Consider the following 13,521-nt stretch of genomic DNA (forward strand, 5'->3'; position numbering starts at 1 on the left):
AAAGTTATGAGCACGGGTGAAAAAGCGCGCGTCGATTGGGTCGACATCGCCAAGGGTATCTGCATCATCTTTGTCGTGATGATGCATTCGGTGCTCGGCGTTGAGAACGAAGCCGGTGCGCGCGGCTGGATGCACCCTGTCGTTGCTTTTGCCCAGCCTTTCCGCATGCCGGACTTCTTCATGATCTCCGGTTTGTTTCTCAGCCTTGTGATCGACCGCTCGTGGCTGCGCTATGCCGACCGCAAAATCGTGCACTTCGCCTATTTCTACGTGCTTTGGCTGACCATCCAGTTCCTGTTCAAGGCGCCGGGCATCGTGGCGGAGAGCGGTACAGGGGGCGCGTTGTCCGCCTATCTCCTGGCCTTCATCCAGCCATTCGGCACGTTGTGGTTCATCTATCTTTTGCCGGTTTTCTTTGTCGTTACGCGCCTTATCAAGGGCGTCAATGTCTGGCTCGTCCTGCTAATCGCCGCCGTGCTCGAAACATTGCCGATCCATACAGGCTGGCTGGTGGTCGATGAATTCTGCAGCCGTTTCGTTTATTTCTTCGCTGGCTATGCATTTGCGCCGGCGATATTCCGCCTGGCCGAATGGCTGCGGCAGCGGCCCGTTACGGCACTCCTCATCCTTGGCGTATGGGCATTGATCAATGGCTTGCTGGTGTTCACGCCCGCATCCGAGGCTTTCGCCGCCTGGATACCCGCGGAGGCCTATACGTCGGGCGGGCTTGGCGGATGGGCTAACGTGCCGCTGATCTCACTTGCGGCTGGAGGTGCCGGAGCGCTGGCCATCGTTTCCGTTTCCGCGCTGATCGCCCACATGGCGCAGTCGTGGGAAGCAATCGTGAAACCTCTGCGCTGGCTCGGAGCGCACTCGATCATCGTCTATCTCGCCTTCTTCCTGCCGATGGCGCTGGCCCGTACCGTTCTCCTGAAGACCGGCATTGTCACCGATATCGGCACGATCTCGCTTCTGACCGTGATCTGCGGCGTCATTGGTCCGGTCGTTCTCTATTGGCTGATCCAGTGGAGCGGCTACGGCCAGTTTCTGTTCAAGCGGCCGCAATGGGCCCATATCGATCGAGCTCCGGCTCCAAGAGGGGCGCTGGCCTCGGCTGAATAATTAGCTATGAGCGAAGATATCCTGCTCGTCCCATCCCATCAGATCGAGCCTGGAACGGGTTGGCAGGAACTCGAAGCAAGCTGCCGCTTCCTCCGAACGCCCATCGCGAATGAGCCGCTGCTGCAGGATCGTGCGCAAACGGTGCAGATAAAGTACATCTGAAGCGGCATATTCAAGCTGCGCCTGCGACAGGTCGGGGGCTCCCCAATCCGATGATTGCTGCTGCTTGGACAGATTGACTTCCAAAAGCTCGCTGCAGAGATCCTTCAGACCATGGCGGTCCGTGTATGTCCGCACCAGACGCGAGGCGATCTTCGTGCAGAACACCGGCTTCGGCATGACACCAAAAGCGTGGAAAAGCACCGCCAGATCAAACCGTCCGAAATGGAAAATCTTGGTGATGGCGTCATCACCAAGCAATTTGACGAGATTGGGCGCCGCTGTCTGACCCTTGTCGATCTGGATCACATCCGCCGAACCATTGCCCGGCGATATCTGCACGACGCAAAGCCGGTCGCGATGCGGATTGAGCCCGAGCGTTTCGGTGTCGATGGCGACAGCATCGACCTGATAGTGCTTGAGATCGGGCAGATCATTGCGGTGAAAGCGGATGGTCATCGTCGTTTCCTGTCACTTCTATTTTTGTCTACGCAATTCCGATTGGTAAAACCGCTTCACACTTTTCCTGGAGTTGCCAAAGCGTCGAGAATACGCGCCCAGGAGCGCTGACCCTTGTGGAACGAGGTCAGCTCGTATTTTTCATTCGGAGAGTGGATGCGGTCATCTTCCAAACCGAAGCCGACCAGCAGCGATTCCATGCCGAGCATACGCTGGAAATCCCCGACGATCGGAATCGATCCACCCATGGCGATCAACACGGCAGGCTTCGGCCACTCGTCGCTCAAAGCATTCTTCGCCTTGCTGAGCAGTGGCGATTCGTAGGAAAGCTGGATTGCAGGCGATGCCCCGTGTTCATGGAACTCGACCGAGCAATCGGCGGGAACACGTTCGCGGACGAAGGCACGAAAAGCTTCGCGGATTTTCGCCGGATCCTGCTTGTGCACAAGCCGGAACGACACTTTGGCAGAGGCTTCAGCCGCGATCACAGTTTTGAAGCCCTGTCCCGTATAGCCGCCGGTGATGCCATTGAATTCGGCTGTCGGGCGAGCCCAGATCAGTTCGAGTAGCGAACGACCCTTCTCTCCGGATGGTATCGAAAGGCCGACTGGCCCCAGAAAATTCTCCGGCGTGGCATCGAGCCCTTTCCACATCTGCAGGATCTGCGTCGGCGTTTCCTCAACCCCGTCATAGAAGCCAGGAATGGTCACCGCGCCATTCTCGTCGTGAATATCGGCAAGAATTTTGGTGAGGATGCGGATCGGGTTGGCGGCAGCGCCACCAAACATGCCGGAATGAAGATCGCGATCGGCAGCCTTGATGACGATTTCTTCGCCGACAAGACCACGCAGACCAACCGAGATCGCCGGTGTCTCTCCGTCCCACATGCCCGTGTCGCAGACGAGAGCAAAATCCGCCTTCAATTCGTCCCGGTGAGCGTCGAGAAACGGCTTCAGCGATGGCGAGCCCGATTCCTCTTCGCCCTCAAAGAGAATGGAGATCTTGACCGGCAACTTGCCGTGCACTTCCTTGTACGCGCGGCAAGCTTCGACGAACGTCATCAGCTGGCCCTTGTCATCGGATGTGCCGCGACCCGTCAGGATCTTGCGGCCATTACCGGCATCCTTGATCGCCGGTTCGAAAGGATCGTGATCCCACAGATTGAGCGGATCTACCGGCTGCACGTCGTAGTGACCATAGAACAGTACGTGGGGCGCATCGGCGCCTGGACCTTCATGATGGCCAACGACCATGGGATGGCCGGACGTGTCGCGGACGCTGGCTTCAAACCCTATCGATTTCAGATCGGTAGCCAGCCATTCGGCTGCCCTGCGGCATTCGGATTTGAAGGTGGGATCGGTCGAGATGGACTTGATTTTCAGGAGATCGAAAAGTCGCTCCAGGCTTTTATCCAAATTATTATCGAGCGTATTCAACACAGGTTCGAGAGCTGACATGCTATTTCCTGAAAGGCTGGAATTCGTGAAGGGAGTTCTTCTTAGCGCATTTTGGATGCGGCGGCACATAAAATTGCTGCGTCCCATCGCCCAAAGAAATGGCCGCCGTGGCGGGGGGACCACAGGCGACCAGATCACTACACTCACTTTGCGGTCAACCCTGGAGAGGGGGATGAGGCTGGCCGCAAGTCCGGTGTTAGGCGGGGGACGAGCCTTATAAACCGGACATCGATCTAACGTCGACAAGTATGGATTTGGGGGGCAAACCGTGGCAATTCAAGGGCACAAGAGATTACATATTTGTAACAAAGGTGTGATGCGCAAATGTCAGGATGATTATGTTTCCACGGGTAGTTTCCGTGAAACCGAAAGACACCGCATTCCCTTTTTCCCGATCATCATTTAATCGTAGGCGCCATGAAAAAAGGTGATCATCTCTTCCTCGTCGACGGTTCCGGTTATATCTTCAGAGCCTATCACGCATTACCTCCGCTGACCCGCAAATCCGACGGTTTGCCGGTCGGCGCTGTGTCGGGTTTCTGTAACATGCTGTGGAAGCTGCTGCGGGAAGCGCGCGACACGTCCGTCCGCGATACGCCCACACACTTTGCCGTGATCTTCGATTATTCGTCGCATACATTCCGCAAGGAAATCTATCCGGAATACAAGGCAAACCGCTCGGCACCGCCGGAAGATCTCATTCCGCAGTTCGGCCTGATTCGCCAGGCAACCAAGGCTTTCAACCTGCCTTGCATCGAAAAGGACGGCTACGAGGCGGACGATCTGATCGCCACCTATGCCCGCCAGGCCGAAGCGGCCGGCGCGGAGGTCACCATCATCTCTTCAGACAAGGATCTGATGCAGCTCGTCACGCCGATGGTGACGATGTACGATAGTATGAAGGACAAGCAGATCCGCATCCCCGACGTGATCGAGAAATGGGGCGTACCGCCTGAGAAGATGATCGACCTGCAGGCGATGACCGGCGATTCAACCGACAACGTGCCGGGAATTCCCGGCATCGGACCGAAAACGGCGGCGCAGTTGCTGGAGGAATTCGGCGATCTCGATACGCTGCTTGCACGGGCCGGCGAGATCAAACAGCAGAAACGGCGCGAGAACATTATCCAGTATGCAGAACAGGCTCGCATCTCCCGCCAATTGGTAACTTTGAAGACAGATACGCCGGTCGACGTCGGCATCGAGGATTTTAGCCTCGAACCTCAAAACGGCCCCAAGCTCGTCGCCTTTCTCAAGGCAATGGAGTTCAATGCGCTGACGCGCCGTGCGGCAGAGGCAACGGGCGTCGAAGCCAGCGAGATCGAACCGGCGAATGTGCCCATTCAGGCTGTTGCGGAGGCGCATGGACCTGACCTTGATATCGCATCCGGAGACGATCTCCCCAACCCGCCAAAACCCGCTGCATCGGCAGCACCGAACGGCGCCAAACCGGCTTTTGGCAATGTTGAGGGGACACCCGCCGGCCTGGTGAAGGCCCGCACCGACCAGGCGCTTGCTGCCAAGATCGATCGCAGCTCCTACGCCACCATTCGGGACGTCGCTGCATTGCAGGTCTGGATTGACGAAGCGATGGCATCGGGTGTCATCGCTTTCGACACGGAAACCACGTCCGCAGACCCTATGCAAACCGAAGTCGTTGGACTGTCGCTGGCGACGCGGCCGGGACGTGCCGCCTATATCCCGATCAATCACGTATCAGGCGACGGCGATCTTCTCGGCGGCGGGCTGGTCGAACACCAGATACCCGAGCGCGAAGTGTTTCGCATGTTGAAGCCGCTTCTCGAAGACGCGTCGGTCCTCAAGATAGCGCACAGCATGAAATATGAGTGGCTGGTGATGCACCGCTATGGCATCGATCTTCATCCACTCGACGATACGATGCTTATCTCCTATGTGCTCGATGCCGGTGAAGGCAGTCACAGCATGGACAGTCTTTGCGATCGCTGGTTGGGTCACAAGCCACTCGCCCACAAGGAGTTGATTGGCTCGGGCAAGTCATCGGTCACCTTCGACAAGGTTTCCATCGAGCGCGCAACGGAATATGCGGCGGAAGACGCCGATGTCACCTTGCAGCTCTGGCGTCTGCTAAAGCCTCGTCTCGTCGCTGACGGGTTGATGTCAGTGTATGAGCGGCTGGAGCGGCCGCTTATACCTGTGCTCGCGCGCATGGAAGAGCGCGGGATTTCCGTCGATCGCCAGATTCTTTCGCGCCTGTCGGGTGATCTCGCCCAATCCGCCGCAGCAATCGAGGAAGACATTTACCGGCTCGCTGGCGAGAAGATCAATATCGGATCGCCGAAGCAGATGGGCGATATCCTGTTTGGCAAGATGGGTCTGCCCGGTGGTTCCAAGACGAAGACCGGCCAGTGGTCCACATCGGCCCAACTCCTTGAAGATCTTGCTGCGGAGGGTCACGAGTTGCCGCGCAAGATCGTCGACTGGCGTCAGCTGACGAAGCTCAAATCGACCTATACGGACGCCCTGCCCGGCTATATCAACCCCCGGACCAAGCGCGTGCATACCTCCTACGCCATGGCGGCGACCTCTACAGGCCGCCTCTCGTCGTCTGAGCCGAATTTGCAGAACATTCCGGTGCGCACGAGCGAGGGCCGCAAGATCCGCACCGCCTTTATTGCCGAGCCGGGCAACAAGCTGATTTCCGCCGACTACAGCCAGATCGAATTGCGGGTGCTGGCGCATGTTGCCGAAATTCCGCAACTGACGCAGGCTTTTGCCGATGGCATCGACATTCACGCCATGACTGCTTCCGAAATGTTCGGCGTGCCGGTGAAGGATATGCCTTCTGAGGTTCGACGCCGCGCCAAGGCGATCAATTTCGGCATTATCTATGGCATTTCGGCATTCGGTCTCGCCAATCAGCTGTCTATTCCGCGCGAGGAAGCCGGCCAATATATCCGCACCTATTTCGATCGTTTCCCCGGTATCAAGGATTACATGGAAGCGACGAAAGCCTTCGCCCGCCAGCATGGCTATGTCGAGACGATCTTCGGCCGGCGCGCGCACTATCCGGAGATACGTTCGTCCAACCCGACACACAGGGCATTCAACGAGCGTGCCGCGATCAATGCGCCGATCCAGGGCTCAGCAGCCGATATCATTCGCCGGGCGATGGTGCGCATGGAACCAGCCTTGAATGAAGCCAAGCTTTCGGCTCGCATGCTGCTGCAGGTGCATGACGAATTGATCTTCGAGACTGCCGACGAGGAGGTCGAGGCGACGATTCCGGTCATTCGTCATGTGATGGAAAATGCCGCCATGCCTGCAGTGTCGCTGTCAGTGCCGCTGCATGTCGATGCGCGCGCGGCTCACAATTGGGATGAGGCACACTAATCCATGCGCTGCATGTCTATTGTGCGTGGTTCGACGGGGCTCACCATGAGGGAGGTGGGTTGTTTGCAGTAAGGATACCAAGAATTGCAAAAAATGCGATTATCGTTGCAAAACTCCTACCTCCCTCATGGTGAGCCCTGTCGAACCACGTACAATCGCAATGCAACCTTCCTCAATAATTACTGCAGCGTGTCCAGCACTTTGCGCTGGGCATGCATCTCAAGAAAAATACGGTAATCCCTGTCGAGACGGTTGCGCGCGGACGGGTCCGGTTGGCGCGGCCGCCCACCCTGTTTCATGGCCATGCAGGCGGAAGGCAAGTCGGGATAGAGGCCGGCCGCCGTTGCAGCCACCATGGCCGTGCCGAGCAGTACAGCATCTTCGGCTGCCAACGCGATCACCGTGCAGCCGGTAGCATCGGCATAAAGCTCCATCAGCAGCGGACTTTTGGTATGACCGCCCGTCACATGCATCGTATCGATGGCATAGCCCTTGTCGTTGAGCGCATCGAGAATGTGCCGGACACCCAGTGCAATCCCGACGCAAGTACGCCAGTAGAGGCGGCAGAGGCTGTCGAATGATGCATCCAGTGTGAGACCGCTGATAACACCCACCGCGTGCGGATCAGCGAGCGGTGAGCGGTTGCCATGAAAATCCGGAAGTACATGTAGGCGGCTGGCGAGATCCGGCCCTTCCCTTTCGCGCAGTTCCATGATCCGCTCGGTGATTTTCTTGTGTACGGCAGCGTTCGGATCACCAACGGCTCCATGCCAGCGGGTGATATGGTCCAGCAACGCTCCGGTCACGGACTGGCCGCCTTCGCTGAGCCAGCAATCCGGCAGAGCAACGCCATAATACGGCCCCCAGCCACCGCTGAAGGAAATCGGCTCCGGCGACAAGGCCATAAGGCAGCTCGACGTACCAGCGATCAGCGCAAGGTGGCGATCGATCTGCGACAGATCGCCGGCAAAGCCGCCGAGCACGCCGAGCGCGCCGGCATAGGCATCGATCAGCCCTGCTCCGACATGGCAGGAAGTGGTCAGTCCGAGAGCCTTGGCAGCTTCGGGCGTCAACCGCCCGACATCTGCCCCCATAGGACTGGCACGCTCGGGCAGATTGCCGCGCTCGACGAGATCCTCCAGGCCAATGGTTTCAAGGTAGTCCGGCTGCCAGCCTTCCAGCTCATGCGCAAGGTAAGTCCATTTGCAGGTCAACGTGCATTGCGAACGGGCCAGCGAACCTGATGCTCTCCAGCTCAAATAATCGGCAAGGTCGAAGAAATAGCCGGCTTTGTTCCATGTCTCCGGCAAATGCCGCTTCAGCCACATCAGCTTCGGTGTCTGCATTTCCGGCGACATGACGCCGCCGAGATAGCTCAGCACTTTGTGGCCGGTCGCCGTGCATTCATCCGCTTCATCCAGCGCGCGGTGATCGAGCCAGACGATTGTATCCCAGCGTTTCTCGCCGGACGTCGAGACAGTCAGCGGACTGCCCTCTTCATCTCGAACGACGAGGGAACAGGTGGCATCAAAACTAATGCCAACGACATGAGAGGGATCGACCTTGGACGCAGCAACGGCGCCCTGTACAGCGATACACACGGATTTCCATATGTCTTCCGAATCATGCTCCGCATGACCGGCAAGCGGCTGGTTCATCAGGATTGGATGTTCGACACGACCAAGGAGTTTTCCACTGGCATCCAGAATGCCCGCACGCGCGCTACCTGTCCCGACATCTACAGCACAGACAAATTGAGAGCCTCTTGCGATAATATTGGCGCTGTTCTGTTTCTCGGATGGCGAGACAATCCACGCGGAAGGTGGCGAGGCCGATGTGTGTACATCGGACGACGACGCCTGACAAAGTGGTTGGCCGCCAGCCGGAAACCCGAAGGGCCGGGTGAATTCGGGCCAAATCCTTCGGGCTTCGGCGTCGTCCGATGCACACACATCGGCCTCGCCAAACCCCTCGACCTTGTCCACAAATTCCCTCCGGCAGAACGCGTCAATATTGTCGCAAGAGGCTCTAAGCATCAACGAACTTTCGGTGTGGCCTGCGTGAGCAAGCCCGGCAACTCCAACATGTCGCTGAATATACGGTCTGGATGACGGGACGCAAGTGCAGCCTCAAGCCGCCCGCCGCGCGAATGCGTGCCGCCTGTGAAAGCAAAGACCCGCATGCCGGCGCTCTTGGCCGCTTCGATTCCGGCCGGGCTATCCTCGATCACAAGGCAGTCCTTCGGCTCGACCATCATCGTCTTCGCTGCCAGCAGAAAAAGATCCGGTGCGGGTTTGCCGTGTTTTACCATGGTGGCACTGAAAATATGCGGATCCAGAAGATCGAGCAATCCTGTCAATTTCAACGACAGGCGAATGCGATCGGGCTGACTCGATGATGCCACGCACCGCGGCACATCAAGTTTGCGCAGAGTCTCCGCTATACCCGGTATCGGCTTCAGATCGAGTTCGAAGCGGGCGAACAGATTGGCCCGCATTTCATCGAGATCCGCCTCGCTTGCGGCGAAACCGTAATCTTCATGCAGGACCTTGCTGATCGTCGTCATGCTGCGCCCGAGGAAGCGATCATAGGCGTCATCCTCCGACATGACAGTGCCGTTCTTGGCAATCATCTCAAGGAGGACAGCGATGGAAATCGGTTCGCTGTCGACGAGAACGCCGTCGCAGTCGAATATGACCAGATCTGGTTTCGCTGTCGTCAAAGCTTGTCATCCAGGTAGAGCCTGAGGGTCTCGCGAGCACCCTTGTCCCAGAGCGTCCGGAGGATGCGCGAGAACGATTCGGTGAAAATCGGCGATGTGCCGACCTCTCCGAAAATATCGGTCATCGCGAGGAATGCCTTCGGATCGTCCTTGGCTTTCAAGGCTTCAACTTTCAAGCGTTCAGCGCTGGCATCAAGATAGTTCGTCGGCTTGCCTGTGTCGGTCGTCCCTGCGCAGAAGCGGCACCAAAGCGCCGAAACCAGCGAGAGGCCGGTTACGCTCTTGCCGGCTTTCAGCCGGTCGGCAGTCGTCGGCAGAATAAACTTCGGCTGGCGATTGGATCCGTCCTGGCAGAGGCGCTGGATCGTGTCGCCGATCTTCGGATTGGAGAAACGCCGTACGATGAGGTCGAAATAATCCTCGAACGGCATATCGGGTACGGGCGGCAGGACCGGAATGATCTCCTCCCGCTCAAGTTTGGTCAAAAATTCGCGAATCAATGGCTCTTCCATGGCCTCGTGGACAAAATGAATATCCATCAAAGCTGCGGGATAGGCAATCGCCGCATGACCGCCATTGAGAATGCGGATTTTCATCAGCTCATAAGGTGCGACATCCCTGACGAAGGTAACGCCAACTTTTTCAAGCGCCGGCCGCCCGGTAGGGAAATGATCCTCCAGAACCCATTGCTTGAATGGCTCGCAGAAAACCGGCCAATTATCGTCTATGCCGAAATCCGTCGCCAAGAGGTTGTGCTCGCGATCGGTGGTCGCAGGGGTGATGCGATCGACCATGCTGTTGGGAAATGCAACGTTTTGCCTGATCCATTCGGCCAGATTTGTATCGACTAGCGCGGCCAATCCGCTGACCGCATCGCTGGTTACATGGCCATTGCCCGGAATATTATCGCAGGACATGACGGTGAACGGTGCGGTGCCTTCATTGCGGCGGCGAATGAGCCCGGCAAGGATCAGGCCAAACACGGTTTTCGGATTTGCGATGTCGGCGGCATCGGCCACGATTGCAGGATGCTGCGGGTTGAAAACACCGGAAGCCGGATCGATGAAATAGCCGCCCTCGGTGATGGTCATCGAAACGATGCGGATTTCGGGATCCGCAAGTCGTGCGATGGTGTTTGCACTGTCGCCGGGCTGCAGATAATCGATCATCGACGACGTGACATGCGCGACCCGGTGCCCACTGTCCTGTTCGACGACCGTGGTCAGCCAATCCTGCTCCTTCAGCTTCTGCCGCATGACCTCATCGGAGGCAAGCACACCTGCACCGACAAGACCCCATTCATGATCTGTCCCGGCGTTGAACAACGCATCGAGATAGACGGCCTGATGTGCACGGTGGAAATTGCCGATGCCGAAGTGAATGATCCCGGCCTTCAGGTCGGACTGGCTATAGCCGGGAACGCCGACCTTCTCCGGTAGGTTCTGCAGCGCCGCTTTCGAGAGTTTTACAGTCATCGGGCCTAACCCTTCTATTTTTATAGGTTGCATGCACCGTCAGCGCTGCGGAAACGTCAGCTCATCCAATTGCCGCCGTCGACATTGTAGGTCTGCGCGACGATGTAATCGCTCTCGCTGCTTGCGAGGAAAATCGCCATGCCAGTCAGATCTTCGGCGGTGCCCATGCGGCCGTAGGGCACTGCTTCACCGACGAGGCGTTTCTTCTCGCCGCGCGGCCTGTTTTCATACTTTGCAAAGAGAGCATCGACGCCTTCCCAGTGCTCGCCGTCGACCACGCCGGGGGCAATGGCGTTCACATTGATACGGTGTTCAATGAGATTCAGCCCGGCGGACTGGGTCAGGCTGATCACCGCAGCTTTGGTGGCGCAGTAAATCGCCACGAGTGGTTCGCCGCGACGCCCTGCCTGACTGGCCATGTTGATGATCTTGCCGCCCTTGCCGCGCGCAATCATCGCCTTGGCGACAGCCTGCAGTGTGAACAGCGTGCCGGAGAAATTGACCGCGAACAGCTTGTCGTAACTCTCGCGGGTGATTTCGACGATGGGCGCCAGGTCGAACAAAGCGGCATTGTTGATCAGCACGTCGATGCCGCCAAACTTGTCGACCGTTTCCTTGACCGCGGCATCGATCGAGGCCTGATCTGTAACATCAAGCCGAACTGCGTACGCCTGGCTGCCAAGTTCCCTGGCAGTCTCCTGCGCACGTTCCAGATTGATGTCGGCGATGACCACATTGGCGGCGCCTTCACGTATGTAGGCCTCAGCGAACGAACGCCCGATGCCCCGCGCCGACCCGGTGATAAATGCCGTCTTTCCTGCCAGTCTGTTCATTTCATTGTACTCATTATCTCTGTTTTATTTCGCAATTCCCGGACGGAAAACCGGTTCCCACTTTTCCTGGAATTGTTCAGATTGCCTGGCCGTTCGCATCAAAGCGATGCAGCCGCGCTGGTTCCGGAGTGAGAAACACCTGCTGGCCGAAATCGGTGCTGAAATCGCCATCGGTCCGCACGGTGATCTTGCCTACGCCGTCGACCTGTACGTGGATGAAGGTGTCGGAGCCGAGGTGTTCCGTCACTCCCACAGTGCCTTTCCAGGCGCCCTCGGTCTTCGAGATACGGACATGTTCCGGCCGCACGCCGAGTGTGACCGCATTGTGCTTGGCAGCTTCCTGTCCCTCGATAAGGTTCATGCGCGGCGAGCCGATGAACCCGGCAACGAAAACGTTCCTCGGGCTGCGGTAGAGGTCAAGCGGCGATCCGACCTGCTCGATGCGTCCGGCATTCAGTACGACGATCTTGTCGGCCATCGTCATCGCCTCCACCTGATCGTGGGTGACGTAAATCATCGTCGTTTTCAGCTGGTGATGCAGATCGCTTATCTCCAGCCGCATGTTGCCGCGAAGTGCCGCATCAAGATTGGATAGCGGCTCGTCGAAGAGAAACGCCTTGGGTTGGCGCACGATTGCACGACCGATTGCGACACGCTGGCGCTGACCGCCGGATAGTTGTCCGGGCCGGCGATCGAGATAGTTGGTGAGATTGAGGATATGCGCCGCATCCTTCACCTTCTTGTCGATCGCAGCCTTGTCCTGGCCATCCATCTTCAGGGGAAACGCGATGTTGCCGTAGACGCTCATGTGTGGATAAAGCGCATAGGACTGGAATACCATGGAGAGGCCGCGCTTGGCGGGCGCCTCGCTCGACATATCCTTGCCATCGATGATGATACGGCCACCGCTCAAATCCTCAAGTCCCGCGATCATCCGCAAGAGTGTGGACTTGCCACAGCCCGAGGGACCGACGAAGACAACGAATTCGCCGTCAACGATTTCAAGGTCGATTTCCGGAATCACAGCTGTGGTTCCAAATGATTTCGATACTTTTTCGAGTGTAATGCTTCCCATAATATTTCCCCCTTATTTCACAGCGCCGAAGGTCAGACCCCGTACCAGCTGCTTTTGCGAAAACCATCCCATGATCAGGATCGGCGCAATCGCCATGGTGGATGCAGCCGACAATTTGGCCCAGAACAGGCCCTCGGGACTGGAATAGGACGCAATGAAGGCGGTGAGAGGTGCGGCATTCGCGGCTGTCAGGTTCAGCGTCCAGAACGCCTCGTTCCATGCAAGAATGATGTTGAGCAGCATGGTCGACGCGATCCCAGGCACGGCCATCGGCGTCAGCACATAGACGATCTCCTTCATCAGCGATGCGCCGTCCATGCGCGCCGCTTCGAGGATTTCACCCGGAATTTCCTTGAAGTACGTGTAAAGCATCCAAACAATGATCGGCAGGTTGATCATGGTCAGGACTGCTACAAGGCCAAGACGCGTGTCCAGAAGCCCCCAATCGCGGAAAATCAGGTAGAGCGGAACCAGAACGCCGACCGGCGGCATCATCTTGGTGGACAGCATCCACATCAACACGTCCTTGGTGCGCTTGGTTGGCGAGAACGCCATCGCCCATGCCGCAGGAATGGCGAGAGCCAGACCGATAAGTGTCGAACCGACGGAAATCACCACCGAATTCGTGACGTGCTTCATATAGTCGGATCGGCTTTGCACCTCGTGGTAGTTTTCAAGGGTCCAGTCGAAGAACAGGAACTGCGGCGGCGTTGCGACCGCCGTTCCTTCCGTCTTGAAACTGGTCAGGAATGTCCACAGGATCGGAAAGAAGATCAGCAGACCGATAGCCCAACCGAGGATGGTGAATGTCAGCTTCCGCTGTGTTGTGACTGAGCGGGCCATGATT

At 57.6% G+C, this 13,521-nt stretch carries 10 protein-coding genes; 2 read left to right on the forward strand and 8 right to left on the reverse strand.

From position 1 onward, the window contains the following. Positions 1-6: 6 nt before the first annotated feature. The gene (locus FHS21_RS04520; protein WP_112525571.1) at positions 7-1,122 is read left to right on the forward strand and encodes an acyltransferase family protein; all 1,116 of its coding nucleotides are present in this window, start codon (positions 7-9) and stop codon (positions 1,120-1,122) included. On the opposite strand, the gene FHS21_RS04525 is transcribed toward FHS21_RS04520, so the two are convergent. Both FHS21_RS04525 and FHS21_RS04530 read right to left on the reverse strand, forming a co-directional pair. Further along, entirely contained in the window at positions 1,123-1,740 is a 618-nt protein-coding gene (locus tag FHS21_RS04525; protein WP_112525573.1) for a ribonuclease D, read from the reverse strand. It abuts the gene before it with no gap. 56 nt (positions 1,741-1,796) lie between these two features. Beyond that, positions 1,797-3,197, reverse strand: coding sequence for a M20/M25/M40 family metallo-hydrolase (locus FHS21_RS04530; protein WP_112525575.1), 1,401 nt, complete (start codon positions 3,195-3,197; stop codon positions 1,797-1,799). Positions 3,198-3,614: 417 nt separating this feature from the next. On the opposite strand from FHS21_RS04530, the gene polA reads away from it, so the two are divergent. Further along, positions 3,615-6,569: a DNA polymerase I gene (gene polA / locus FHS21_RS04535; protein ID WP_112525578.1), complete on the forward strand. Its 2,955-nt coding sequence runs from the start codon at positions 3,615-3,617 to the stop codon at positions 6,567-6,569. A 179-nt stretch (positions 6,570-6,748) separates the two neighbouring features. On the opposite strand, the gene FHS21_RS04540 is transcribed toward polA, so the two are convergent. The 6 genes from FHS21_RS04540 to FHS21_RS04565 all read right to left on the reverse strand — a co-directional run bounded on the left by FHS21_RS04540 (position 6,749) and on the right by FHS21_RS04565 (position 13,517). Beyond that, positions 6,749-8,341 (reverse strand): FGGY-family carbohydrate kinase, encoded by a 1,593-nt coding sequence (locus FHS21_RS04540; protein ID WP_183661146.1) that lies wholly within the window; start codon positions 8,339-8,341, stop codon positions 6,749-6,751. Positions 8,342-8,604: 263 nt separating this feature from the next. Continuing rightward, positions 8,605-9,291, reverse strand: a complete 687-nt coding sequence (locus FHS21_RS04545) for an HAD family hydrolase (protein WP_112525580.1) — start codon at positions 9,289-9,291, stop codon at positions 8,605-8,607. Next, positions 9,288-10,766 carry a mannitol dehydrogenase family protein gene (locus tag FHS21_RS04550; RefSeq protein ID WP_112551368.1) on the reverse strand — a complete coding sequence of 493 codons (1,479 nt, stop codon included), beginning with the start codon at positions 10,764-10,766 and terminating at the stop codon, positions 9,288-9,290. The genes FHS21_RS04545 and FHS21_RS04550 overlap by 4 nt, the downstream gene beginning before the upstream one ends. A gap of 56 nt (positions 10,767-10,822) precedes the next feature. Further along, positions 10,823-11,599, reverse strand: coding sequence for an L-iditol 2-dehydrogenase (locus tag FHS21_RS04555; protein WP_112525584.1), 777 nt, complete (start codon positions 11,597-11,599; stop codon positions 10,823-10,825). Positions 11,600-11,675: 76 nt separating this feature from the next. After that, positions 11,676-12,674 (reverse strand): ABC transporter ATP-binding protein, encoded by a 999-nt coding sequence (locus tag FHS21_RS04560; RefSeq protein WP_112525586.1) that lies wholly within the window; start codon positions 12,672-12,674, stop codon positions 11,676-11,678. 12 nt (positions 12,675-12,686) lie between these two features. Then, positions 12,687-13,517, reverse strand: coding sequence for a carbohydrate ABC transporter permease (locus FHS21_RS04565; RefSeq protein ID WP_112525588.1), 831 nt, complete (start codon positions 13,515-13,517; stop codon positions 12,687-12,689). Between the last annotated feature and the right edge of the window lie 4 nt (positions 13,518-13,521).

This window comes from Phyllobacterium trifolii (assembly GCF_014192095.1).
GTDB lineage: Bacteria > Pseudomonadota > Alphaproteobacteria > Rhizobiales > Rhizobiaceae > Phyllobacterium > Phyllobacterium trifolii.